Raw genomic sequence first — 26,571 nt, forward strand, 5'->3', positions numbered from 1 at the left:
TACTAACGTACGAGTATTAACGGCAACCCACGGAGATCACGTATGCCGATTCACACCCCGGTACGCTTTAGTTCCAAATTGTCGGATGTAGGAACCACCATCTTCACTGTCATTGGCCAGTTATCCAGCCAGCATAACGCCATTAACCTGTCACAAGGCGCACCCAGTTTTCCCTGCTCTCCCGAGTTGATCGCCGGGGTGACGCGCGCCATGACCGCAGGCCATAACCAGTACGCATCGATGTCCGGGCTGGTATCGCTCAAAGAGGTCGTGGCAGAAAAAGTGCGGCGTTTGTACGGCCAGCATTATGACGCCGGGCAAGAAGTAACCATCACCGCCAGCGCCAGCGAAGGGCTCTACTCCGCGATTTCTGCGTTGGTACACCCGGGCGATGAGGTCATTTATTTCGAACCCTCCTTTGACAGCTACGCGCCGATAGTGCGGCTGCAAGGCGCGACACCGGTTGCACTGAAACTGGCGTTACCGGGTTTTAGCATTAATTGGGATGAAGTGCAGGCCGCCATCACGTCACGCACCCGCATGATTATCATCAACTCGCCCCATAACCCGAGTGGTCAGGTGCTGAGTGCCGATGATCTGGCGCAACTGGCACGCCTGACGCGCAACACCGATATCGTGATCCTGTCTGATGAAGTCTACGAACACGTGGTCTTTGACGGACAACAGCACCACAGCATGGCAACCCACAGCGAGCTGGCGGCGCGCAGTGTGATTGTCTCCTCGTTTGGCAAGACGTTTCACGTCACAGGCTGGCGCGTCGGTTACTGTCTGGCCCCGGCAGCGCTGATGGATGAGATCCTCAAAATCCACCAGTTTATGATGTTCTCCGCCGACACACCGATGCAGTATGCCTTTGCCGAGTACATGGCGGACCCCGCTACCTATTTGTCGTTGGGGCAGTTCTATCAACAAAAACGCGATCTGCTCACGCAGGCGTTGCAGGATAGTCCCTTTGAGCTGCTGCCTTCCGCCGGTTCCTTCTTCATGCTGGCCAGCTTCGCGCATTTCAGCGATGAGAGCGACAGCGATATCGTCAAACGACTGATTGTCGAGCACGGCGTGGCGACTATTCCGCTCTCGGCGTTTTACACCGATGGTACGGATAATAAATTAATTCGTCTTTCCTTCTCTAAAGATGACGCTACGCTACTGGCGGGTGCAAAAGCCTTGTGTCAGGTAACAGGTCGTTAATAGGTCGCCGTACCAGTCGTGTGTGCATAGAGAGCGCCGTACCTGGCTGTTACCTGAAGCCACCGTTGTTTAATCATGATTTGAACACTACTTATTGATTCACCGGAGATCGTTCCCACTATGAAAAAACTAAGCATACTGATGTTGTCACTGGGGTTGTTGTCTTCTTCCGTTGCACTGGCACAAACTGAGTTGCGTTTCGGTCTGGAAGCGGAATACCCGCCGTTTGAGAGTAAAAACGCCAAAGGGCAACTGGAAGGGTTCGATATCGATCTGGGCAACGCCATTTGTAAGGCCGGTCACTTTTCGTGCAGCTGGGTAGAAACCTCCTTTGATGCCCTGATCCCGGCACTGCAGGCCAAGAAATTCGACGCTATCAACTCCGCTATGAACATCACGGAAAAACGTAAAGAAGCGATCGACTTCACCCAGCCTATCTACCGTATTCCGACACAATTAGTCGGCAAACCCAATACTGGTCTGGCCCCGACGGCCGAAGCGCTAAAAGGCAAAAATATCGGTGTGTTGCAGGGTTCGATTCAGGAAGTGTATGCCAAAGCGCATTGGGAGCCGAAAGGCGTGACGGTGACAAGCTATAAAGATCAAAACCTGGCATACGACGATCTGTCAGCAGGCCGTCTGGACGGTACGCTGGTGATGGCAGCAGCAGGCCAGTCTGGTTTCCTGGATAAACCGGAAGGCAAAGGCTTCGCCTTTATCGGCGGGCCGGTAGAAGACACCTCGATTCTGGGCAGCGGCATTGGTTTTGGCCTGCGCAAAGGTGACGAAGCCTTGAAAGCCGAACTGGACAAAGCTATCAAACAAGTGAAAGACGACGGCACCGTCGAGAAACTGGCGAAACAATACTTCCCCGGTTTCGACGTACGAGTGCAATAACGACTGTTATCACTACTGCATGTTCTGAGCAGTACAACATCAAACAACCAAGACCCGCTCCAGAGATACGGGTCTTGGTATTAATGATAGCGATAAAAAACCCTTACACATTCCTACGCCAGCAAGCTCTGATTATTTATCAGACCAGCCAGTTTTTCACAACTGGCAATATATTACTCGAGAGCTGCTTGATGGTTTACCATCCTTCCAGTATGTTTTAATTGCCGGTATGCCATTACAGTGGAAAACGATGCCAGTATACAACATAAAAATGAAAAAAAATAAATCCCAGAATAACCAAAGATTGAAACGATTGTGCCACCAATCAATCCAGCCAGTAATATACCGATATCAAAGCATGACTCATAGGTACTCAACGCAAGCCCAATATTCTCTTCTGGCATACTTTTTAAGGCCGGCAAAGCGAGCAAAGGATATACCATCGATAAACCAAATCCGGTAAGGAAAGACCCTGCCATTGCGATATAAGCGTGAGATGATATGGCAATCAAAAGCAATCCAGATGCCTCGATAGCAAGGGAAAACAGTGTCATCTTTAACCCGCAAGAATCGGCTTTCCAGCCTAATGTAATACGAGATAGCACATATCCAATACCGAACAACGATAGGGCAAATGCACTATATACAGACCATCCACTTTCAATAAAATAAAGAACTAAAAAAGTAGTTACTGAGGCATAGCCAATATTTGCCAGTGAAAAACCAGATCCCGCCTTCCAAATTCTCTTAACAGCAAAAAAAAGAGTCGGCTGATTGCTTTCGGGATGAAAAATAACAGGCCTGACAATCATTACAATTATAAATCCCAATACAGGAAGGATTGTCATAAAAAATGCAGAAAGCATGATGCCTATATTGTAATATGACCATATACCAGCATAATTCCCAATAGCCAGTCCAAGGAACATGGCAATACCGACCCAAGACATTATTTTTCCTGCATGCTCTCTTCCGACAAGGCCTATTGGCCATGTACCGCTACAGGTAAAGATTAGACTTTCCCCCCCACCCATAATAAGTCGAGAAAGAATTATAATAATATACGAAAATACACCCGGGTTATCGAGATAGAAAACAATAAAAACCATCAACCCCGCAATAATAGTTAAACTCAGCCCAAATACCATGCCTTTTTTGGGCCCATTTCGATCTGAGTATCTACCTGCATAAGCTCTGGATGCCAGAGTAGCAATTGACTCAGCGGCAACAACTAATCCGATATAGAATGGTGAATACTCAAGATATTTACTTACAAACAGAGGCAATACTGCCAGCGAAAGCCCTAAACTGACAATAGCCAGAAATAGAATGCTGGCAACACAACTAGCGGCAACGATATCGTTCTTTATTCTATACATCAGAATATCCTTCATAGACAACTTTGTTATCGTGAATAGATAACCTGGACTCCAGAAAAGCACAAACTGCACGATAGATCATCTTTCTCTCGGCAAAAATAATTAGCTCTTTTAGCTCAGACTCAGTAGTCCCATTTAAGATTCTCACAGCCTCCTGATCAATTATAGGACCAGCATCAACTTCTTCATTAATAAAGTGAAGTGTTGCACCTGTAATGCGCAGCCCCCCCTGCAATGCCTTAAGTTGAGCCTTATCACCAGGGAAAGCTGGTAGCAAAGATGGGTGGGTATTCATCGTTTTACTACCAAAATCTTTCACAAATTTAGGAGAAAAAATTCTTCTAAAACCTCCTAATATTATTAGATCTATACCGGAATTATTAATTTTTTCTGTAATCGCCTTTTCGAAACCACTACGATCATTAAAGTCACGATGGTCTATTTTAGCAATAGAAACCCCATCAAACGCAGCATTCCCTGTAGCTGAGAAATCAGCATTATTTGTAATAACAAGACTTAATTCAGCCGTGACTTTGGAATCTAAAATAGCCTGCCTGACAGTGGACAGCAAACTTCCACGGCCAGAGAACATAAATGCTACTCTCTTCATAGCTTAACCCTATTTCTTATTGAGGAATACTCTTTTACACTATCGATAATTTTTATATTTTTAAAGCAATTTTCTTTAATAACAAAATCACCATCAATCAATACATGACAGGGATTTTCTTTATTGATCATTTTGAGTATTGAAACTGGTGTATTAATATATTCATTATCCATTTCATTTTCTTTATAAATTATCAAGTCAGCTTTGAATCCTGATTGAATTTTTCCTGTATCTTTCAATCCAAGGGCCTCTGCACCGCCAAAAGTAATCATATGAAGAACTGATTTGGCATCAATTTTATTGATAAATTCACTATCACCATGATGATATAATGAAAAAAGCGCATCAAACGTCAGATCATTGACTGGATTAACCATCGCTGCATCCGTACCAAGGCCAATGTGGTTTGTTGATGAAAACTTTTTCGCGGGCATGGTTCCGGCCCCTACGAAACTGTTACTGACCGGACAATGCACAAGACTACATTTTGATTCTTTTATTATTTCTATCTCTCTGTCACTCAGATAACTAGCATGAATAAGCGTAGTGTTATGATCAAGCACCCCCAACTCATGTAACCGCTCAATACCACTTTTAGAATACATATTGATATGTGCGTTTACCTGGTGACTTCCTTCATTTATGTGTAAGGTAAACCTCCTGCTACGCTTTCTCGCAATGTCATGAAGCATGACTAATAATAAGTCGTCAGCAGATAATTCTGAAGCAGTTGCTGGTGTGATATTCACTAAATCGTTTTGGTAAAGTTTCTCTGCTAAAAAATACTCACTTGAGATAGTATCTATTGATTTATTTTTCGGGCTTTTACCACTTCCAGCCCAATAGTTACTTTGACAAAAGTTGATAACACAGCGAACTCCCACTTCAGTGACAGCCCGGTAATCACTTTCGATTCGGCTAGTAAAAATCCCGAATGAAGTAACTCCTTTTTTTAAAGCACATCCGATTGATTTTATTGATGATATATACTGACCTTCTGGATCTTCAAGCTCATTATTTTTATGTACAGTGTCTAATACCTTATCAATGGGGGATGAGTCTAATAGGCTACCATAAACTTCCTTGCTAGGATGAAGATGTGCATTTATCAATCCGGGCAGTATAATATGACCGCCGTTTAGCAAGACTACTTCCTCATCATGAACATCCAGATTAGGACCAACTTCTACAATCCTGTCGTTTCTTATCCGAATATCCCCTACGTCAAAACACATATCTTCTGAATTTAAATATTTTATCTCTTTAAAAATTAATTTATCATCCATTAATAAACCCCAACATATCCTTTTTGAACTTATCGAATGAAATTTTTTCAGAATAATGTAATGTCTGCATCCCTAGCTCTTGACAGGGACGAATATCATTTGAAATACTGTCTCCTATCATAAGAGCATCTTTAGGTCTCAGGGCATATTCATCTAATATCTTATAAAAAAAATCTTATTTGGCTTACACTCCGGGTAAGACTTGCCAAAATAGAGACTTTTAAAATATTTTTTTATATTTTTATTCTCTAATTTTTTGATCTGAACCTTATCCATACCATTACTACAGATTATCAATGGCAATTTTTCACTTAACTCACTTAATAAAGGAACCCAATCTCTTGTTAAAGAACAATTACTGACATAATCATCCCAGTAAATACCTTCAATTAACTTCTTATGCTTTAATGATTTAATATCAAACCAGTCATATATATATTCAAATCTTTTATCAAAAATCATTTTCATCTCAATGCTTCCTAATACAAAATCCTCCCATAGATATTGATTTTTCTTATAAAAAAATTCTCGAAACGCATTGAAATCGCTATTCGCCTTAGCATATTGATACTTGACGATCCAGTCTGTTACTGCTTTTAAAGCAGAGTCAGCCCCTGCTTTATGGCTGACCAATGTATCGTCCAAATCAAAAATTACTATTTTTACCATATGAAAAATCCTTATGAGCCACTAAAGAGCCAAATGCACATTTTAGTGCTGTCTCGAATTCATCGACTCTTGTATATAAACCTCCTGTTAGCACACCATTAGTTCCTACTTTATCTATATCTGATTGAGATATCTCTGGATTCAACCCCAGAATGATATCTGAAAGCTTGATTTTTTTATCGAGTTTTTCTGCTACAATAGCAGGAAGCATTACTTTCCCACTGCAACCATAATAGAGTTCCGATGTGACAACATCTTTAATAACTGCCCATCCATATACAAAATTTCCAAATGATGTTTTTTCCGTCAACCCTTCAAGAGCAATAATATAATCAACATAACTATCCTGTACTAATTCAATATTTTTAATTCTAGTTTGACAACCACTAATTGCCTCATCATCGCTTTGCGGTGTTTCACTGACGCCTGATTCAACACTTTTATGTTTAAGTGTGAAATTCTCAAAAACAAAAGAACATGTATTCCTTACTGATGAAATTTTTGCTTCATTATCAGAAGCCAATAGAAGTGTCACGTGTTTATTCTGCATGTTTATAAATCCATTTCATAACATTGGTATTAGCGGCACCAGATAATATATCCGACAACGTTTCTTCTGCTGATTCTATCTGAGGCATTTTTTCAGAAAACGGTTTTATTTCACTACATTCCGCCACTTCTGTCGCTTTATTTAAAGTCTTATCATAGATTTGTGTGAATGTAGTTTTCATTACTGTTATGCCTAGCTTGAGTTTATCCATCCCACTCTCTCTCAGGTCTTTCCATATCAACTCATGGATAAATGAGAAAAATCCCATATCATAGGGAAGACCCGTAATTACATCCGTACTTCGTGAAATGGTTTCACAATGTAATGTATCATTCTTGATATAGAACTGCATGCCGATAGTACAAGGAAAATCCTTAGTGTCTGATTTATGATAATTTTGATTGATGTTTATAATAGCGCGGCGGGAATCTTTATTTTTTATAAGTGCATTTTTCACCCAATTGTATTGGTTGCCATAACCTTCAACCGGCTCATAAAACACATAATATCCATAATTTGAATTGACATTCCCATTTTCGTCAACAAGCGTCATCCAGAATTTAGATGCTTTTGCCAGACCATCCTTAGCCCTCAGACTACCACTAAAATAAGCCAAATACTCTCGAGATAAATATCTTATGGCACCAGTTCTAATGTTATGCAAGCGATTCCCTGGATCCTTAAGAACATAATTTACTCCATACGCTTGTAGTGCATTTCCAGCCCTGGATGAAATCTCTCACCGGTAGTGAGAATATGATAAATACCATTTTTCACTAACTCATCAACAGAATCTCCACTAATGGTGGTGAAAACCTGCTCTTCTGATTGCAGAGTTTTTGCAACATTTACATTCATAGTCATCCCTAATTATGTATGGGCATCCTCGCCAGGATGGGGAAAAATATAATTACATATACAACATTTACTGATCAAACAAAATTTCCTTAAAAACAGAAGAATTAGATTTATTTTGTTATTATTAGCTGTTTCACTAAGAATAAAAAAAACACCATATCTAATTGTTTTTTCTTACTTTTATCATGTGAATATCTGATTATTTACTCAGATATATGAAATCATCATTTTTAACAACCCCCCATTAATAAATATTAATTTTTATTAATTCACCGATAGAATTTCTTTAAAATGAAATATCTACATAATCTCACCCAATAGCAGATAACTGAAGGGAACTCGGTAAGAATTGTTATGCTCGGTTCAATCACCAACCAGACTAAGCGCACCAGACATAACAGCAATCCCTTATGAAGAACTCCGAATCATGTGTAAAAAGATCCAGCAAACCCGCGCCTGCTGACAGCTTCTGGCTATGCTGCCGCACATTGGCAGCAGCAGGCCAGTCTGGTTTCCTGGATAAACCGGAAGGCAAAGGCTTCGCCTTTATCGGCGGGCCGGTAGAAGACACCTCGATTCTGGGCAGCGGCATCGGTTTTGGCCTGCGTAAAGGTGACGAGGCCTTGAAAGCCGAACTGGACAAGGCTATCAAACAAGTGAAAGACGACGGCACCGTCGAGAAACTGGCGAAACAGTACTTCCCCGGTTTCGACGTAAGAGTGCAATAACGGTTGTTATCACATGACAAGGCCCGCATCCGATGATGTGGGCCTTGTAGCTTTAAAGACGATGAACCGCGCTCATGGACCGCTATTACGGTGTTTAATATCTTCAGATTTAAAGTACAAAAACGCCAATATCCTCACGGAATAGTCCACATGCCTCAATGGCAATTTTCCCCCCACGCTCTATGCTATGACGAGTCAGGGAAAACGATGACGCGATGCGCGCCGACGTTATCCTGGTGATTTTTTTCACACAAAAAGGACAACACCATGAATCAAATCAAATTGTTAGGTATTTCCGGCAGCCTGCGTAAAGCCTCTGCCAACCGGGGATTGCTGCGTGCCGCGCAGTCGGTACTGCCCGCTTATGCCACGCTGGACATTGCCGACCTGCTGGATGTACCGTTTTATAACGCTGATTTGACTGAGGTACCTGAATCCGTGCAGCGCATCGCCCGTCAGGCCAGTGAGGCGGATGGTTTTGTGTTCGCCTGTACCGAATACAATTATTCTATAGCACCGGCGCTGAAGAATATTCTGGACTGGTTATCCCGCCTGCCGGATACCACCATTTTAAGCGGTAAACCGGCAGCATTGATGGGTGCAGGCGGCGGTATGGGTACCTCGCGGGCGCAGTATCATTTGCGTCAGAGTTGCGTCTACCTGAATGTTCATGTGCTGAACAAGCCGGAAGTTTTCGCTAACGCCTTTGCTGGTGGTTTCGACGATCAGGGCAACCTGAAAGATGAAAACATTACCGTTCTGATTGCCGAGCAAATGAATGCGCTTGTCGATGAGATCGGACTCAGAAGATAACACATCCTTTCATCAGGCTACCGCCCACTGTCGGGCGGCAGTCGCTTATGCCGCTACCGTTCCCACTTTCATCATCGCTTCGCTGGCCACCGTCAGTGCCGGATGGCGACAAAAACGTACCACTTCACCGACCACTAACAAGCTGGGCGATTGCGGCTGATAACGCGCCATCAGTGCAGGCAAGGTCGCAAGTGTCGCGGTCATCACGCGTTGCTCCGGCTGCGTGCCGCGCTCAATAATCGCCAGCGGTGTACTGGCAGGCAGGCCGTGTGCGATTAACTTCTGGCACAGACGACTGGCATGACTCAACCCCATATAAAACACCAGTGTTTGCTGGCCTGCGCCCAGGGTTTCCCAGTCCAGTTGCGGCTCGCCATCGCGAGCATGACCGGTAATAAACCGTACCGATTGAGCACAATCCCGGTGCGTCAGCGGCAACCCTACCGCCGCCGCACAGCCGGTCGCGGCGGTAATTCCCGGTACAACATGGCAACGCACACCCTGTTGATGCAGGTAATCCATTTCCTCACCGCCACGCCCGAAAATAAACGGATCGCCGCCTTTTAAGCGCACGACTCGCTGCCCGGCTTGCGCCAGCTCCATCAACAATTGATTGATTTGCGGTTGCGGCAGTGCGTGGTTGCCCTGCTGTTTACCGACATCAATGCGCAAGGTGTCACGCGCTACTAACGCCATAATATCGGCCGAAACCAGCCGGTCATGCACGACCACATCCGCCTGCTGAATCACTCGCAGCGCCTTGATAGTCAGTAATTCGGCATCGCCCGGACCGGCACCCACCAGCCAGACATCACCTGCCAGCAACGGCTGGCGTTGATGGCCCTGCGCCATCAGCGTATTCAGAGTAGGGTTCATAGGATCACTCCTTTTTCCGGGCGCGGCTCAGCCCGCCCGGCGTAATGTGTCTGGCGTCGCATACTGTTGCAGCAACGCCTTCAGTTCCGGTACGCAGGATCCGCAGTTAGTCCCGCATTGTAGCTGTTCACCCAGTTGTGCCACGCTGTGGCATCCCTGACGGATAGCGTCGATAATGCGCTGCTCGCCAACCGCGAAACAGCTGCAAATAGTTGCGCCTTGCGGTGTTTCCCCCTGTGGAGCACACCCCGCCAACAACGCCAGTCGATCCGACGACTGCTGTGGCGGCACGGCAAATGCCGCCAACACCGCTTCACGCGCCAGTTGCGGACGATGCACCCCCACATAAAGCGCTACAGCGATCTGTGTGCCTCGCCAGCCAATGGCATGAAACAGCCAGTCGTCCCCCTGAGCCTGCTGAAATTCAACGTCGCTCAGGTCATATTGCCGGGTCAGCCAGTCGAGCCAGTGTTCTGGTGTGCGCTCGTCGGCGATCACATAATGCGACACCCCGTCTGCAGTCACCCGGCTCCAGTAGCCACAGTCCGGTACGGCGACGTCACTGCGGACAAACAGCTCGCCGAACCAGACGGCGGGCCAGCGTTGGATGCGTACCCGCGCCTGTTTGCTTTCTGGCTGACCGGAGTAAGGGTCAGTCACCGCCGCCACCAGACTATCGACACGCGCCTGTGCGCTGAATTGCCGGTTCCAGTGCATGGGGACAAAAATGCTGCCGGGCTGCTGACCCCGCTGAACCTGCGCCCGCGCCAGCATCCAGCCGGACCCGGCGCTGATGCGAACCAGTTCGCCATCGTGCACACCGGCGTTAAGCGCATCCTGCGGGTGCAGATCGCAGTAAGGCTCCGGCAGATGCCGCATCAGGCGCGCCGCCTTACCGGTGCGGGTCATGGTGTGCCACTGGTCGCGTATCCGCCCGGTGTTGAGCACCAGTGGATACGCCGGGGACGGTGGGTTGACCGGCAATTGCGGGGTGATGGCCAGTAACCGCGCCTTACCGTCCGGATGCCAGCAACGGCCATCGGTATATAACCGTGCGGTACCGCCATCGGCCTGCGTGGTCACCGGCCACTGCACCGGGGCAAGTTGTTGCCACTGCTCATCGCTGAGCGTCGCCAGCGCGCTGATGTTGAAGGCACGCTGCCCCTGATTCTCAAATCCAGATAACGCGGCATGTTCACGGAAAATTTGCGCCGGGTGGCGGTAATCAAACGCCTCGCCAAACCCCATACGTGTGGCGACATGCGATAAAATCCACCAGTCTGCTTTCGCCTCGCCCGGTGCTGGCAAAAACGCACGTTGACGGGAAATACGCCGTTCGGAATTGGTGACCGTGCCGTCTTTTTCTCCCCACGCCAATGCCGGTAGCAGGATATCGGCGCATTCGGTGGTATCGGTATGACGCATCACATCAGAGACAATCACCAGCGGGCAGCGCAACAACGCCTGCCGCACGCGATCGGCTTCCGGCATTGACACCACCGGGTTGGTGCCCATTATCCATACCGCCTTCACCTGCCCGGCTTCGATGGCACGAAACAGATCCACCGCCATCAGCCCCGGTGCCGAGGCCACCCGATCACTGCCCCAAAAGCGACCGACCCGCGCCACCTCTTGCGGGCTGAACCCCATGTGTGCCGCCAGTTGATTCGCCAGCCCGCCCACTTCCCGGCCCCCCATCGCATTCGGCTGACCGGTAATCGAAAACGGGCCACACCCAACCCGGCCGATACGGCCGCTGAACAGATGCACGTTAATAATCGCGTTGCATTTGTCGCTGCCGGAAGCAGACTGGTTAATGCCCTGCGAGTAGAGCGTCACCACCTTGTCGGTCTCGCTGAACCACTGGTAGAAACGGGCCACCGCCTCGCGCGGTAACCGGCAGAATTCCGCCACCCGTTCTACCGTCCACTCATCGGCCGCTGCCAGCGCTGCTTCCACACCGCTCAGCGCGTCAGGCGGCGGCGCGGATTGCTGCGCCAGCCAGTGCAGCAATCCGTTGAACAACCCGGCATCGCTGCCGGGTGCCAGCGGCAGGTGTAAGTCCGCCGCATCGCAGGTGGCGGTATGACGCGGGTCCACCACCACGACTTTCATGTGCGGACGCTGTTGTTTCGCCTGCATCAGCCGTTGATACACCACCGGGTGCGCCCAGGCGGTATTGGAACCGACCAGCACCACCAGATCCGCCTGTTCGATGTCCTCGTAGTTACCCGGCACCGCGTCGGCACCCAGCGCCCGTTTGTAACCGATGACCGCTGAGGCCATGCACAGCCGGGAATTGGTATCCATGTTGGCGCTGCCGATAAAGCCTTTCATCAGCTTGTTGGCGACGTAATAATCTTCGGTCAGTAATTGCCCCGAACCGTAAAACGCCACCGCCTGCGGGCCGTGCTGCACAATAATATCGCCGAGCGATTGCGCGACCCGGTCCAGCGCCTGATCCCAACTGACGCGCTGCCCGTCCACCAGCGGCCATAACAACCGCCCTTGTAGACTCAGTGTGTCGCCGAGCGCCGACCCTTTGACGCACAACCGTCCCTGATTAGCCGGGTGCTGGCTGTCGCCTTTTATGGTCACCCTCCCGTCCGGTTGCGCCGTAGCAATCACGCCGCAACCCACACCGCAATAAGGACAGGTGGTGCGACAGCCGGTCATAACGCCTCCGCCATGTCGGTCGATACCACCGTCATTGGCTCGTCAGCCACCCAGATACGCTCCTGAACGACACGTACCGGCCAGACGCGTACCCGCAGTTGGCTATCATCCGGGCTGACACCGTCACACAAGCGCAAACGTTTTTTGTACAACGGCGAAATCACCACTGGCTCACCGTCCACATCGCCGACAATGCCGCGCGACAGCACGTTAGCACCGCTGCCCGGTTCCAGGTTATCGAGCGCGAACACGCGTGCCACCTGCCCCGGTTGCGACGCCGGGAGATGGAACAACGCCACCTGCCGATGTCCGACTCGCGCTGCCATCCCTGCATTCGCCGGGATATCGCTGAGGAAACCGACGCACTGCCAGCCATCGGCCCCGAGGGTCTCGGATACGGTGATCGGTTTTTTCTCTTCAGGGCGAGCCGGACGAATCTGACCACGTTCGGGGACCATCACCACCGCCTCATCCGGGGTGTCGCTGTTGAGGAAGGCGCGGAACAATGCCCGGTTTTCGTCATGCGCCAGTGTGGTTTGCCACTCGCACTGGTAGCTGTCGACAACCTGGCGCATCTCGCTTTCCAGCTCATCGGCAATCCCCAGGCTGTCGTCGATCACCACCTGACGCAGATAATCAACGCCGCCTTCCAGATTATCCAGCCACACACTGGTACGCTGGAGCCGGTCTGCGGTACGGATGTAAAACATCAGCAGGCGGTCGATAAAGCGGAACAGCGTCTCGGTATCCAGATCGCTGGCGAACAGGTCGGCATGACGCGGTTTCATACCGCCATTACCGCACACGTACAGGTTCCAGCCCTTGTCGGTGGCAATCACACCGATGTCTTTACCCTGCGCTTCGGCGCACTCACGGGTACAACCGGAGACCGCCATCTTGAGTTTGTGCGGCGAGCGCAACCCTTTGTAACGATGCTCCAGCGCAATCGCCAGCCCGGTGGAATCCTGTACACCATAGCGGCACCAGGTTGACCCCACGCAGGATTTCACCGTACGCAGCGACTTGCCGTAGGCATGACCGGTTTCAAAGCCAGCGTCGATCAACTCCTGCCAGATAGCAGGCAGTTGTTCCAGCCGCGCACCGAACAAATCGACCCGCTGACCACCGGTAATTTTGGTGTACAGGTGGTAGCGCTCTGCGACCTGACCGATGGCGATCAACCCTTTAGGGGTGATCTCCCCACCGGGGATACGCGGCACCACCGAGTAGGTACCGTCTTTTTGGATGTTGGCCAGAAAACGGTCATTGGTATCCTGCAACGGTACATGTTCGGGTTTCAGCACGTAGTCGTTCCAGCACGATGCCAGCATCGACCCCACCAGCGGTTTACAGATTTCACACCCGAGCCCGTGACCGTGACGAGCGATCAACTCGCCAAAACTGCGGATACGGTTGACGCGAATCAGGTGGTACAGTTCCTGACGCGAGTACGCAAAGTGTTCGCAGATGTCTTTTTTCACCTCGATGCCTGACTGCTGCAACCGGTATTCCATCACCTGCTTGAGTAACGGCACACAACCGCCACACCCCGTCCCGGCCTTGGTGCAGGCTTTCAGTGACGCCAGATCGGTGCAACCGTTGTCTACCGCCGCGAAAATATCCGCTTTGCTGACGTTGTGGCAGGAGCAAATCTGCGCGCTGTCCGGCAGTGCCGCTACCCCCAGCCCTTTCGGGGCGGCGCCGTCCAGTGCGGGCAGGATCAGACTTTCCGGGTGGTCGGGTAACGTCATGTCGTTGAGCTTCATTTGCAGCAGTGTGCTGTAATCACTGCTGTCGCCGACCAGCACCGCCCCTAGTAGCCGCTTGCCGTCTGCCGAGACAATGATTTTTTTGTAGACCTGATTCGGCTCGTCGTTCCACTGATAACTCTGGCTACCTTCGGTGTTGCCGTGCGCATCACCGATTGACGCGACATCCACCCCCAGCAGCTTGAGCTTGGTACTCATGTCAGCACCGGTGAAAGCCAGTTCTTGCTGTTCCTGCTGCGCCGACCTCGCCAATTGGGCCGCGACAGTGCGCGCCATCTGGTAGCCCGGGGCCACCAGTCCGAAAATCTGCCCTTGCCATACCGCACACTCACCGATGGCGAAGATAGCGTCATCGGACGTCTGGCAGTGATCGTCAATCACGATACCGCCACGCGTGCCTATCTCCAGCCCAGCCTCACTCGCCAGCCGAACGCGTGGGCGAATACCGGCGGAAAACAGGATCAGGTCGGTTTCCAGCGATGTGCCATCGGCAAAATTCATCCGGTGACGCGCCTGCTCGCCTGCCGTAATGTCGAGCGTTTCTTTGCTGGTGTGCACCTGCAAGCCCAACGCTTCGATTTTGCGCCGGAGCAACTGAGCGCCGCCCTCATCCAGTTGCACCGCCATCAGCCGGGGTGCGAACTCCACCACGTGGGTCTCCAGCCCCAGTTGGCGCAGTGCGTTCGCCGCTTCCAGCCCCAGCAGGCCGCCCCCCACGACGACACCACTGCGTGATTCGCGTGCGTAGTCGGCAATCGCATCCAGATTATCCAACGTGCGATAGACCAGACAGCCGGGGCGATCATTGCCTTTGATTGGCGGTACAAACGCATAGGAACCCGTTGCCAGCACCAGACGATCGTAAGGCGTTTCCTGACCATTCGCATCGCGCACACAGCGGCGCTGGCGATCGATGGCCATCACCTGACAGCCGGTACGCAGTTCAATACCGGTCTGCTCGAAAAAACCGTCACTGACCATCGACAGCGACTCGGCGCTACGTCCGGCGAAATACTCAGACAAATGTACCCGGTCATAGGCCGGGTAGCGTTCTTCGCCGAACACCACCACGTGATACTGCTGGTGCAGGCCGCGCTCCACCAGTTGCTCCAGAAAGTGGTGACCGACCATGCCGTGTCCCACTACCACCAATACGGGTTTACTCATAACAGAAATCCTTACGGCTTCAGGCCGTATGTCTATTTCAGGAAAAGAAAGACCAAATAAAAGCGATGACGGTGCCGATGGCAGCCTGGTCTCCATGGCCGCCAGCAGTTGCGGGCTGTCGTTGACATGACCGAACAGCAGCGCACCGCACAACCGATCGTCGCGGAATATCAGACGGCGGTAGTGACCGCCGAGCGGGTCTGACAGTGAGTGGGTCTTATCGCCCACCTGCGGATGCAGTTCACCCGCGCTCACAACGTCAATCCCGGTTACCTTCAGGCGCGTGGCCAGCGGCGTCGGCACATAATCCGCTACCGGCTGCCCGGCCAGTCTGGCCGCCAACACATCCGCCTGCGCCAGACAGGGGGCCACCAGCCCCACCGTCTCCCCATTGATTTCTGCGCATTCACCGAACGCGCTGATAGCCTCGTCGCAGGTACGCAACTGACCATCCACCAGAATGCCGCGCCCGCATGGCAGGCCGCTGTCGCGAGCCAGCTCACATACCGGCGCTACACCGGTCGCCACCACCACCAGACCGGCAGGAAGGCGTGTGCCGTCCGCCAGCACCACCGCCTCGACCTGTTCGCTCCCTTGCAGCGACTGGATCTGCACACCGGTCAGGCAACGAATGCCACGCTCTCGCAACCGGGTAGTCAGTAAATCGCTGGCGACATCGTCAAGCTGGCGCTCCATCAGCCGGGTGTGGCGATGCACTAACGTCACTTCGGCACCGTGCAGACGCAATGCGGCGGCGGCCTCAATCCCCAATACCCCGCCACCTATCACCACCACCGGTGCCTTTTGCCGTACCGCCGCCCACATCCGCTCGACATCATCCAGCGAGCGAAACCCGGTGACCCCCGATAGGCTGATGCCCGGCAATGGCGGCATAAACGGGCGTGCCCCTGTTGCCAGTACCAGGTGGTCATAGGCCAGACGACGGCGGTCGGTGACCACCTCCCGCGCGGCCCTGTCGATACGCAAGGCCGATTCACCGGTCAGGACGGTGACATCCATCGACTCAGGCAGCGGCTCCAGTTGTGTTTCCTCAAACGTTTTCTCGCCCCCCAGCACCGACGAGAGCAGCACGCGGTTATAACTGGCACGCGGCTCACGGTCGATGAGGGTGATGCGGTAGCGTTGCGCTGCAAGCTGCGCCAATTTTTTTACCAGCCGGGCGCTGGACAGGCCGTTACCGATGACAACCAGATGCGCGCTCATCGATCCCTCCCGTCAGGCCGCGTGCGGCTGCTTCTCGTAGAGGAAATGCAGTACCTGCTGGCGGTACTGGTGATAACGCGGGTCGTCCGCCAGCGCCACACGGGAACGCGGACGCTCCAGCGCCACCGTCATGATTTCCCCCACGGTGGCGGCCGGGCCATTAGTCATCATCAGCACCCGATCGGACAGCAGCACCGCTTCATCCACGTCATGGGTGATCAGCACGATGGTGGTATTCAGTTGCTGCTGAATATCCATCACCGCATCCTGCAAATGAGCACGGGTCAGCGCATCCAGCGCGCCGAACGGCTCATCCATCAGCAACACTTTGGGTTTCATCGCCAGCGCCCGGGCGATGCCCACCCGCTGCTTCATCCCACCGGAAATTTCATGTGGCCGCTTGTTCAGGGCATGCCCCATGTGCACCAGTTGCAGGTTGTGGATAATCCACTCGTGCATTTCCGCTTTGGTCATCTGACCGCGAAACACCTGTTTCACCGCCAGCGCCACGTTGTCGTAAGTGGTGAGCCACGGCAGCAGCGAATGATTCTGGAATACCACCGCCCGCTCCGGCCCCGGTCCGTCGATTTCACGGTTGTCACACAATAGGCCACCGTGCGTCGGCAGCGTCAGCCCGGCAATCAGGTTAAGCAGCGTTGATTTACCGCAGCCGGAATGCCCAATCAGACTCAGGGTTTCCCCGGCATGAATATCAAAGCTCACGTTATCGAGCGCCACGAACGAACCGCTGGCGGTGGAGAAACGCTGGCTAACCTGTTGAATACGAATAATCGGTTGATGGCGCATCGGTTTCTCCTTAACGGCTTTCATAGCTAAAACGTTTGGCCAGCAACATCAGCCCTTGCTCAAGTAACAACCCGACCACGCCAATCACCAAAATAGCGGTGATGATGTTGGGTACGTTGAGGTTGTTCCATTCGTTCCAGATCCAAAAACCGATGCCAATACCGCCGGTCAGCATTTCTGCCGCCACGATCACCAGCCAGGCGATACCAATGGACAACCGAACCCCGGTCAGCACACTCGGCAGTACCGCCGGTAGCAAAATAGTGCGCATGATGGCGAACTCGGACAGCTTCAACACCCGCGCCACATTCAGGTAATCCTGTGGAATTTGGCGTACCCCTTCCGCGGTGTTGAGGATCATCGGCCAGATGGAGCAGATGAAAATCGTCCAACTGGATGCCGGTTCGGCACGCTGGAACAACAGCAAGCCGATGGGCAGCCACGCCAGCGGGCTGACCGGACGCAGCAGCGAAATAATCGGGTTGAACATCGCGGCAATAAACCGAAAACGGCCAATCAGGAAACCGGCGGGAATGCCCACCAGCGCCGCCAGACCGAACCCGATGCCGACGCGCTTGAGCGATGCCAGCACGTTCCAGCCAATGCCTTTGTCGTTCGGGCCCGCCACATAAAAAGGGTCAGCAAAAATGCTCTGTGCCGCCTGCCAGGTCTGCCACGGCGTCGGGAACCCTTTGCTGCTCAGTGCCGCTATCTGCCATATCACCAGCAGCAACAACATACCGAGCCCTCCCGGCAGCAAGCGGGACAGCATGTTGCTCAGGCGCTGCCGCCAGACAGGGCGCGGCGTCGCCACCATCGGTTGTGCTGGTGGTGCTACAGTGACGGCATCAGGCAATGTGATAACCACCGCATCGGCGGCGCTCGCGTTTTCCGGTTCAGCGTCAGGGACGATCGAAAGAATCTGGGCTTGCGTTTTCATGGTCGCTCTCCGTTACTTTTTCACGCTGACGTTCACGCTGACGTTCATACTAAAGCTGTTGGCATAACCGGCCGGATCGCTGCCGTCCCACCGCTTACCATCAATCAATACGCTGCTGCGCATCTCACTGGACGGCAGCGGTACATTGCCGACCATGCTGGCCGCCTGCTTGTAGATATCGATGCGGTTGACCTGACGGGCCAGCGCCTGATAGTCCGGCTCCTGTGCCAGCAGGCCCCAGCGTTTGTGCTGGGTGAGAAACCACATGCCGTCGGACAGATAAGGGAAGTTGACTTCGCCGTCGTGGTAGAAGCGCATCGCGTGTTCGTCCTGCCAGCGTTTCCCGGCCCCGTTGTCGTATTGCCCCAGCATGCGCCCGACAATCGTCTCCTCCTGAGTGTTGACGTAGGCCCGCCCGGCGATCACCCGGGCCGTTTCACGTCGGTTATCGTCCGAGCTGTCTATCCAGCGCGATGCGTCCAGTACCGCCGCCGTTAAGGCTCGCGCGGTGTTAGGGTTAGCGTTTACCCAGTCGGCACGGGTACCGAGCACTTTCTCTGGGTGGTCCGGCCAAATCTCCTGCGAGGTGACGGCGGTAAAGCCAAGGCCATCGATAATCGCGCGTTGGTTCCAGGGCTCACCGACACAAAAACCGCTCATGTTGCCGATCTTCATGTTCACCACCATCTGCGGTGGCGGTACCACCACGGTGCGCACGTCATCAAACGGGTTGATGCCAGCGGCCCCCAACCAGTAATACAGCCACATGGCATGGGTGCCGGTGGGAAACGTCTGGGCGAAGGTATACGTCCCCGCTGGGCTGGCTGAGATGAATGTCTTCAGGCTGGCGGCATCCGTCACCCCGGCCTGACGCAAGGCATTGGATAAGGTGATCGCCTGGCCGTTATTGTTGATAGTCATCAGCGCCGCCATATCGTGCCGCGGCCCTGATGCACCGGCTTGCAAGCCGTACAACAACCCATACAGCACATGGGCAGCATCCAGTTCGCCCGATACCAGCTTGTCACGTACCGCGGCCCAGCTCGCTTCCTTACTCGGCACAATGGTAATGCCGTATTTCTTGTCAAACCCTTTGACCGACGCCATCACCACCGAGGCGCAATCCGTCAATGGAATAAAGCCGACACGCACCTCGTTCTTCTCTGGGGCGTCGGAACCGGCCGCCCAGGCGCTGTTCATTATTCCCGGCATGCCCGGCAGTAACATGGCACCGCCCAGTGCGGCACTTCCGACCAAAAACTGGCGACGGGAAAACGCCTGTGTTTGGTTACTGGTTTTCTTATCGGTTGTGGAATCACTCATTAACGACACCTCGGCAACCCGTCCTTCGACGGCAAAAACAAAAAGGCGCCCATAAGCCATGCGAAAATCGCACGCTTATGGGCGCCTTTGCCCAGCGCTTTTCCGTACCGCCATTAGCACGGAAAAGTCGCAGTGAATTGTTACCGGAGATGAAGCAAGGTGTGTGCCAATCTGTCGGATATCCCGATAACCTGACGGCACATTGCGTTATCCCTCTATGCCACGCCAGATAGCCGACGCGTCACGATGGCACTATTCTGCTCGCCTGTGGAACAGCAAATATTGAGCTGGATCAATTCAGCAGGGATATACGAGAGATTGAAAAACCGTTATCAGACTCAGTAAACACGGGGGCTACGCGATAAATATTGCCCGGGGCTGCACCGTTATCTGGCACGTTGCGCACATTTTATGTGCACTCCACACCCGATTCACCGCGTATCGCGCTACAACCATCAGGGCGTATCCTGAAAAACATCCGCCACCGCCAGCATGGCGTTAGCAATCTCGATGAGCTTTTTGTTCTGGTTCATCGCCATGCGGCGCAGGGTTTTGTAAGCCTCTTCCTCGCTCAATCCACGATGTTGCATCAGCAACCCTTTAGCCCGGTCGATTTGACGGCGCTCATCCAGCGTTGCCCGCATCGCCGCCAGTTCATGGTCCAGCGCCTGCAAGCGCCGCGCCTGCTGCTGTACTAGTGACAACAGCGAACGCCCCAACTGCGGTCGCACACCGTCGCTATCAAGCCAGCCGCCTTGCCCGGCACTGCTCTGCTCCATCTCTGAGTGAGCGATAAACACCGAATAGCTGTGGTCATCACCTTGCTGCTGCGCCATCAGGCTGGCGACATCCGCCTGCTGGTCGAGGCAGGCTTGCTCCGCCGCGGCAATACGCTCACGGCACAGGTGCATCAGCGTCTGCGACAAACGGTCTTCAATCTGCTTCATGGCATCAATACGTGCCGTTGCCAGGGCAAACCATTGCAAACCGCCTTCCGGCGGCAAGTTCTCCGGCGCACGGGTACAGGCGACGCGGCGTAAGCGCTCAAACTCCCGGTCGGTGACCAACGATTGCCAGCGCTCCCGGTTGGCATCATCAGCAAACGTGGCGAAAGTATCAAAGCACCGCTCCTGACGGTCGATTAAATCCATCAACGCTTGCTGAACGTTAACCGGAAACTCGCCAGCGGCAAACGCCGCCGCACCCACCGCCCGCTCCTGCCCGGCCAGTTCCTTACCTTGCATAAAGCTAAACATCGCCACCAGTGCGCGGGCGATAACCGGCTCCGCCGCGGTATCCGACACTTCAAATACCAGCGTCAGCAGGTGGCGAATACAGTCGTTAAATAGCGTCATCACCGCTGACTGCGCAAGCGTACGCTGGCGCATGTGCTCGCGCATCGACGGCAATAATCCCAGGGTATACACCACGCTGGCAGCACGGCTAAACAGTCGGCTGGCCTGCGGCAACAGGCTGGCACGCTGCGCCAGATCGTCGAGTTGCGCCATAAACTGCAATTCGGCCTGCTGCACATCCTGCTCGCGTTGCGACAACTCATCGGCACATAACCGCCCGTCCGAGCACAGGAACAGGTTAGCGGTTCCACGCTCACGCTGTAGCATATGCACCAGTTGACTGATGCGCCCCACCAGTTCGCCGCTTTGCAGCAAACCGCGCAGGCTGTTCAGCTCACACTGGCGCGATGCCATCAAAAAACGAATTGTCGTTGAAGGGTCCGCTATCATTCTCTCTTCTCTCCAGACGGCATGCGCTATCCTCATGCCACCCTACCACGATGAAGGGTCTGTTCCATGCAAAATCCTTGCCTTATCAGGCACTGACCTGAAAACCCACAGACCATTTTAGCCGCGTGAAAAACGCTGCCCTGAAAGGCCGTCTCAAGCGGCTGACGTCGGCGCAACACAGAAAAGCAGACCATCATGCATCCATCAGCGGTGGGCACAGCAAGTCGCGGGCCGTGATAACAACGCTCGTCACGGCTGCGGTGTCATCTAAGCGCGCACGCCGGACAATGTTGCCCGGCGCGCGGCAGCGTTAGTGACTCTCATTGGGGAACAGGAAGGGGTTAATGCTGCTGCGGGCAAAACCTTCTTCTTCCATTTTAACATCCAGCACCAGCGAGGCCAGATCGTCTGCCACCGCATCGACCTGATGGTCTTTTTCCTGATACAACAGTTTCAGGTAGGTGCCGCAATCGCCACAGCTTTCGGCCTTGATAGCGGCCTTTTCATCATCCAGCGACCAGTAGTGCAACTGACCCGACTGTTCGCAGTTGCTGCATTTCACACGCACCATGTGCCACTCACTTTCACACAGATTGCAGTGCAGGTAGCGCAGCCCGCTGCTGGTGCCAATCTGAATAACACCGGATACGGGCATACTGCCGCAGACCGGGCAAAACTGGCGATGTTCGCCGGTTTCTGCTTTGGCGGCAGCCGGAAGCTGGGTTGCCATTTGCGCCCAGTACACGGAGAGCGCGGCCCAGACAAACGGCGCGTTATCGTTAATTTGTTCGCTAAATTGCTGGTTTAACAACGCTTGCGCCAGCGTTTCCCACTCTTGTACCGACATTTTTTCCAGATTCTCAAGCGTACTCAGCACCTGCCCGGCAGCAGAGGGCTTGAGTTCTTCAATCAACGCCTGCAACAAAACATGCCAGTGAGGATCTCGCTTAAACGTGGTGATATCCAGCGGAGGGCAGCCATTATTTTGCGCAAGCGCCGGAACCAAATCCTGATGCAGGGGGTGATCATGCCAGACTTTATGTTGCGCTTCGGTTACGGTGGCCGCAAAACGTAAGTACGCGTCCAGCGGATGGTTTTCTGCCAGTTGGCGCAACCGCTCGCCCCGCAGTCGGTAGAGGCTTTTCTGGTTGGCAAACAACACCGCTGGGATAGTCCCGATAGTCGAAGGCTTTGCGCTATCCGCCAGTTGTTCTTGCGGCACAATACGAATACTCATCAGGTTATGCGTCCTGTTTATCGAGAATAATAAAAAAACACCACGGCCATCGCTGACCAGGCCACATTCATATCATTAAATATGCATGTCATTAAATATGCATGTCATTAAATATGCATGTTAACAGGTTATACCGCGCAATCGCACAATCCGGCATGATTTTCCCTGCGCTACGTGGAGGGTCGCCGTGTGGACGCTCTGCGCACACTTGTCACGGCCGGTCAGGAAAACCGCCGTTAACAGGATAGACACAACCCGCTCCCCGTCGCACAATGGGCGCTGCCGTTTATCGCTAACACCTGCACAAACCAGAGCGATTAGACATCGGCACCCCGGTTAATTGCCTGCACCACACACTGGCATGACGATAATAAAACACCCCGATTTTAGCGTCCGTAACGCATTCTCTCGCCGGAGACAACACCATGACGACCGCTTTTTCTCACGAACCACAGCTTGCGCCTGCCGTTTATTCATCGGCTTATCGCAAAATTACCTGGCGTCTTATCCCGTTTTTATGTCTGTGTTATCTCGCCGCCTACCTTGATCGCATCAATATTGGGTTAGCCAAACTGCAAATGGCCGACCAGCTTACCTTGAGCGACGTGGCATTTGGGCTGGGTGCCGGGCTGTTTTTTCTGGGCTATATCCTCTTTGAAGTCCCCAGCAATCTGATACTGCAACGTGTGGGCGCACGCCTGTGGATTGCGCGGATCATGATAACCTGGGGCATCTTGTCTACAGCGACATTGCTCGTTACCACACCGGTGCAGTTCTATGTGCTACGTTTCCTGTTGGGTGCGGCGGAAGCCGGTTTCTTACCCGGCGTACTCTATTATTTAACCCACTGGTTTCCGTCATGGCGGCGCGGGCGCATTATTGCGTTATTTATGATTGGCCTGCCGTTATCGAGCATCGTTGGCGGCCCGCTGTCGGGCTGGATTATGGCGCATTTCGACGCACAGCTTGGGTTACACGGCTGGCAATGGATGTTTTTACTTGAAGGGCTGCCAAGCGTCCTGCTCGGCATGATGGCGCTCTGGCTTTTGCCGGATAACGTCAATCAGGCACGCTGGCTCAATGAGCAAGACCGGGCCCAGGTTCGTGCAGACCTGACGCTGGACGCACATCAGGCTCCGGCCATCAAACACCGCTTTCGCGATGGATTCTTTAACCTGAAAGTCTGGATGCTGGGCGGTATCGACTTTTCTATTCTCTTGTGTGCCTATGCCATGGGGTTCTGGCTGCCGACCTTTATTAAACAAGCCGGAGTGGTTGACATTGGTTTGATAGGCTGGCTGACGGCCATTCCCAGTGTGGCGGCACTGGTCGGCATGCTGGCGCTCGGCACCAGTTCCGACAGATTAAGGGAGCGGCGCTGGCATATCATCCTGCCGTTCTGGCTGGGTGCCGCCGCTATCGTGATGAGCACCTTTTTCAGCCACAATCTGGTGATGACCGTACTGCTGTTTTCACTGGCGCAAGCCGCTGTCATCGGTACGGTGCCGGTATTCTTCAGCCTGCCCGCCACGTTTCTCACTGGCACCGCTGCGGCAACCGGCTTCGCACTGGCCTGTTCACTGGCCAATATCGCTGGTTTGGTCAGTAACACCATCATGGGCTTTGCCATGCAATTAACCGGCAACGGCAACGGCGCGCTGTGGTTTTTTGCCGTGTGTCTGTTGCTCAGTTCACTGTTGGTCATCGCGCTTCCGGCTAAACTGGTGAATCGCTAAGGCCTGATACACGCCAGTCCTCCCGCCGCTGGGGGGCTGGCGTCTCGCGACATTTCAGTACGCCGTTGTCCTCTCACACCTGAAAACCGCGTCATACCGCGCTCGTTTTCCCGCCGATTTATTATCATTTTTTTCTGTGATTCCCTACACACGAGAAAAAAATTATTAATGAAAATAAGAATACTCCGATATATTTTACCAACTGCATTTAAGGCGCATGAAGCTGCACACGTTTCATAACAATAAATCCAAACTGCTTTTACCTAACCGTTAAATACCCAGGAAAGTTAAAAAGCAATATTCAGGAAAACAATATGACTTATATGAGAAACATAACAATACGCAAAGCGCTCCTCTCTATTTTCTTTATTTTCTTATTACTTTGGAGTGCAGTCTCTTTTTTGGAGCTTTATTGTCTCAATCAAGTCAACGCACTACTGCAATCAAACCAGGAACAACAAAAAAATTCCGACCTGATGTCTCATGGCACTGAGGCCTATTTTCGCACCTCAATGCGTTTATTTATGGCTGCCGATTTGTTGCAATCTGGTGACAAAGAAAGCGCACAGAAATTATCAAAATCAGCGGCAGAGGTGCTCAATATTAGTATTGAAAACCTGAACGCATTTACCCGCTCAACCCATGACGGCATCCCAAAAGATATTCAAGATAGTATTATTGATAACTGGAAACGTATTAATACAGAAACGGTAAAAATAGCCACGCTGTTAGAAAAAGGAGAACTGGAACAATTCCGCACTATTATGCGCACCACTATGCCCCCCATCAGTATCGCATTTAGTAAAGCCAGCGAGCAGTACCTGAAACAATTAGACCTGCAAGACAAAAATAACGACAGTACGATCAATGCGATTATCTCTACCTGTAAACAAGTATTGGTCAGCGCCTTGGTGTTAGGCGTACTGATCGTATTCCTGACTGACCGCTATCTGGTTGCTAACCTGATAACACCTCTGCACCGTATCCGCGAGCATTTTAAAACCATTGCCGATGGCAAATTGCAGCACACGATTGAAGATTTCGGCCGCAATGATGTAGGCCAATTAATTCCCTATTTGCGTGATATGCAAGAGGGCCTGATGCGTACCGTCAGCCTGATTCGTAACAGTACCCACGCGATTTATCACGGCGCGAGCGAAATCAGCGCAGGCAATAATGATTTATCGGCAAGAACCGAACATCAGGCCTCGGCACTGGAGCAAACCGCCGCCAGCATGGAACAGCTAGGCGCTACCGTAAAACAGAATGCCGATAACATCACGCAAGCCAATCGACGCGCACAGGATGCCTCACACATGGCTAAAAACGGCGGCAATTTGGTCGACAACGTGATCACGACCATGAATGACATTACGCAAAGCTCGCGCAAGATTGCCGATATCACCAGTGTGATTAATGGCATCGCGTTTCAGACCAACATTCTGGCGCTTAACGCCGCCGTTGAAGCCGCACGAGCCGGTGAACAAGGACGCGGGTTCGCCGTGGTAGCAGGCGAGGTGCGCAGTCTGGCGCAACGTAGCTCGCAGGCGGCCAAAGAAATCGAAGGGCTGATTAACGAATCGGTTGAGCGAATCAATACCGGCTCCGGGCAAGTGGCGCTAACCGGGCAGACCATTCACGACATCGTCCGCGCCGTCACACAAGTCACCGATTTGATGGCAGAAATCACCTCGGCGTCGGTAGAGCAGGAGCGGGGTATTAGCCAGATTGCCCAGGCTGTTACCGAGATGGATAGCGTCACACAGCAGAATGCGGCGCTGGTGCAGGAATCTGCGGCGGCGGCCTCGTCGCTGGAAAATCAGGCGCGTGAACTGACTTCCGCCGTTGAGGTGTTTGAACTTGCAACCAACGGCAGTGCCTTGCCACAGACGCGGCACTCCCGCTCATCGGCAATGGCGGCATTACCCACCGCCGCAGGCTCGCACGCCATTGGCAAAAAAGCCTCTGCCAATGCCAATGATGACTGGCAATCTTTCTAGCAAATCAATGGCTGAAAAAAAACCGCACCGACAAGAATTGCCGGTGCGGTTTATCCCCCCTGATACCTG

22 protein-coding genes are annotated in these 26,571 nt (G+C 52.4%); 6 read left to right on the top strand and 16 right to left on the bottom strand.

The window, feature by feature from the left end:
* Positions 1 to 42 precede the first annotated feature (42 nt).
* Both FAZ14_RS02595 and FAZ14_RS02600 read left to right on the top strand, forming a co-directional pair.
* Entirely contained in the window at positions 43 to 1,212 is a 1,170-nt protein-coding gene (locus FAZ14_RS02595; RefSeq protein ID WP_016941036.1) for a pyridoxal phosphate-dependent aminotransferase, read from the top strand.
* A gap of 120 nt (positions 1,213 to 1,332) precedes the next feature.
* Complete coding sequence (locus FAZ14_RS02600) at positions 1,333 to 2,109, top strand: transporter substrate-binding domain-containing protein (protein ID WP_016941037.1); 777 nt, start codon at positions 1,333 to 1,335, stop codon at positions 2,107 to 2,109.
* A 173-nt stretch (positions 2,110 to 2,282) separates the two neighbouring features.
* Here FAZ14_RS02600 and FAZ14_RS02605 read toward each other — a convergent pair whose 3' ends face one another.
* The 8 genes from FAZ14_RS02605 to FAZ14_RS20235 are packed head-to-tail and all read right to left on the bottom strand — an operon-like array spanning position 2,283 to position 7,461.
* Complete coding sequence (locus tag FAZ14_RS02605; RefSeq protein ID WP_038925755.1) at positions 2,283 to 3,488, bottom strand: MFS transporter; 1,206 nt, start codon at positions 3,486 to 3,488, stop codon at positions 2,283 to 2,285.
* Positions 3,481 to 4,098, bottom strand: a complete 618-nt coding sequence (purN, locus tag FAZ14_RS02610) for a phosphoribosylglycinamide formyltransferase (protein WP_038925756.1) — start codon at positions 4,096 to 4,098, stop codon at positions 3,481 to 3,483. Before purN ends, FAZ14_RS02605 begins: the two co-directional genes overlap by 8 nt.
* A complete protein-coding gene (locus tag FAZ14_RS02615) occupies positions 4,095 to 5,384 on the bottom strand; it encodes an amidohydrolase family protein (protein WP_050567059.1) in 1,290 nt (429 codons plus the stop codon). The genes purN and FAZ14_RS02615 overlap by 4 nt, the downstream gene beginning before the upstream one ends.
* Positions 5,377 to 5,505 carry a hypothetical protein gene (locus tag FAZ14_RS20435; protein WP_227983134.1) on the bottom strand — a complete coding sequence of 43 codons (129 nt, stop codon included), beginning with the start codon at positions 5,503 to 5,505 and terminating at the stop codon, positions 5,377 to 5,379. The genes FAZ14_RS02615 and FAZ14_RS20435 overlap by 8 nt, the downstream gene beginning before the upstream one ends.
* A 32-nt stretch (positions 5,506 to 5,537) precedes the next feature.
* Positions 5,538 to 6,053, bottom strand: a complete 516-nt coding sequence (locus FAZ14_RS02625) for an HAD family hydrolase (RefSeq protein WP_153507983.1) — start codon at positions 6,051 to 6,053, stop codon at positions 5,538 to 5,540.
* Positions 6,031 to 6,603 (bottom strand): DUF84 family protein, encoded by a 573-nt coding sequence (locus FAZ14_RS02630; protein ID WP_153507984.1) that lies wholly within the window; start codon positions 6,601 to 6,603, stop codon positions 6,031 to 6,033. The genes FAZ14_RS02625 and FAZ14_RS02630 overlap by 23 nt, the downstream gene beginning before the upstream one ends.
* On the bottom strand, positions 6,593 to 7,339 hold the full coding sequence (locus tag FAZ14_RS02635) for a thymidylate synthase (protein ID WP_478210373.1): 747 nt from the start codon (positions 7,337 to 7,339) through the stop codon (positions 6,593 to 6,595). Before FAZ14_RS02635 ends, FAZ14_RS02630 begins: the two co-directional genes overlap by 11 nt.
* The gene (locus tag FAZ14_RS20235) at positions 7,297 to 7,461 is read right to left on the bottom strand and encodes a hypothetical protein (protein ID WP_206670623.1); all 165 of its coding nucleotides are present in this window, start codon (positions 7,459 to 7,461) and stop codon (positions 7,297 to 7,299) included. The genes FAZ14_RS02635 and FAZ14_RS20235 overlap by 43 nt, the downstream gene beginning before the upstream one ends.
* Positions 7,462 to 7,871: 410 nt before the next feature.
* Here FAZ14_RS20235 and FAZ14_RS02640 point away from each other — a divergent pair, with 410 nt between their 5' ends.
* Positions 7,872 to 8,189: a transporter substrate-binding domain-containing protein gene (locus tag FAZ14_RS02640; RefSeq protein WP_038925759.1), complete on the top strand. Its 318-nt coding sequence runs from the start codon at positions 7,872 to 7,874 to the stop codon at positions 8,187 to 8,189.
* A 267-nt stretch (positions 8,190 to 8,456) separates the two neighbouring features.
* On the top strand, positions 8,457 to 9,002 hold the full coding sequence (locus FAZ14_RS02645) for an NADPH-dependent FMN reductase (RefSeq protein ID WP_016941038.1): 546 nt from the start codon (positions 8,457 to 8,459) through the stop codon (positions 9,000 to 9,002).
* 45 nt (positions 9,003 to 9,047) lie between these two features.
* On the opposite strand, the gene cobA is transcribed toward FAZ14_RS02645, so the two are convergent.
* The 8 genes from cobA to fdhE form a co-directional block, all read right to left on the bottom strand.
* A complete protein-coding gene (gene cobA / locus FAZ14_RS02650) occupies positions 9,048 to 9,878 on the bottom strand; it encodes a uroporphyrinogen-III C-methyltransferase (protein WP_038904981.1) in 831 nt (276 codons plus the stop codon).
* 27 nt (positions 9,879 to 9,905) lie between these two features.
* On the bottom strand, positions 9,906 to 12,554 hold the full coding sequence (locus tag FAZ14_RS02655) for a nitrate reductase (protein WP_153507985.1): 2,649 nt from the start codon (positions 12,552 to 12,554) through the stop codon (positions 9,906 to 9,908).
* Positions 12,551 to 16,714, bottom strand: a complete 4,164-nt coding sequence (gene nirB / locus FAZ14_RS02660; RefSeq protein ID WP_153507986.1) for a nitrite reductase large subunit NirB — start codon at positions 16,712 to 16,714, stop codon at positions 12,551 to 12,553. The genes FAZ14_RS02655 and nirB overlap by 4 nt, the downstream gene beginning before the upstream one ends.
* 12 nt (positions 16,715 to 16,726) lie before the next feature.
* Positions 16,727 to 17,521, bottom strand: a complete 795-nt coding sequence (locus FAZ14_RS02665) for an ABC transporter ATP-binding protein (protein WP_153507987.1) — start codon at positions 17,519 to 17,521, stop codon at positions 16,727 to 16,729.
* 10 nt (positions 17,522 to 17,531) lie between these two features.
* Positions 17,532 to 18,461 (bottom strand): nitrate ABC transporter permease, encoded by a 930-nt coding sequence (gene ntrB, locus FAZ14_RS02670; protein ID WP_153507988.1) that lies wholly within the window; start codon positions 18,459 to 18,461, stop codon positions 17,532 to 17,534.
* Positions 18,462 to 18,473: 12 nt separating this feature from the next.
* Complete coding sequence (locus tag FAZ14_RS02675; protein WP_038925763.1) at positions 18,474 to 19,784, bottom strand: ABC transporter substrate-binding protein; 1,311 nt, start codon at positions 19,782 to 19,784, stop codon at positions 18,474 to 18,476.
* A gap of 455 nt (positions 19,785 to 20,239) precedes the next feature.
* A complete protein-coding gene (locus FAZ14_RS02680; RefSeq protein WP_153507989.1) occupies positions 20,240 to 21,529 on the bottom strand; it encodes a nitrate regulatory protein in 1,290 nt (429 codons plus the stop codon).
* A 310-nt stretch (positions 21,530 to 21,839) separates the two neighbouring features.
* Positions 21,840 to 22,766 carry a formate dehydrogenase accessory protein FdhE gene (gene fdhE / locus FAZ14_RS02685; RefSeq protein ID WP_016941046.1) on the bottom strand — a complete coding sequence of 309 codons (927 nt, stop codon included), beginning with the start codon at positions 22,764 to 22,766 and terminating at the stop codon, positions 21,840 to 21,842.
* A gap of 425 nt (positions 22,767 to 23,191) precedes the next feature.
* Between fdhE and FAZ14_RS02690 the strand changes: the two genes are divergently transcribed.
* Both FAZ14_RS02690 and FAZ14_RS02695 read left to right on the top strand, forming a co-directional pair.
* Positions 23,192 to 24,502, top strand: coding sequence for an MFS transporter (locus FAZ14_RS02690; protein ID WP_038925764.1), 1,311 nt, complete (start codon positions 23,192 to 23,194; stop codon positions 24,500 to 24,502).
* A gap of 314 nt (positions 24,503 to 24,816) precedes the next feature.
* Positions 24,817 to 26,502, top strand: a complete 1,686-nt coding sequence (locus tag FAZ14_RS02695) for a methyl-accepting chemotaxis protein (protein ID WP_153507990.1) — start codon at positions 24,817 to 24,819, stop codon at positions 26,500 to 26,502.
* Positions 26,503 to 26,571: the final 69 nt, after the last annotated feature.

This window comes from Dickeya oryzae (assembly GCF_009372235.1).
GTDB classification, from domain to species: Bacteria; Pseudomonadota; Gammaproteobacteria; order Enterobacterales; family Enterobacteriaceae; genus Dickeya; species Dickeya oryzae.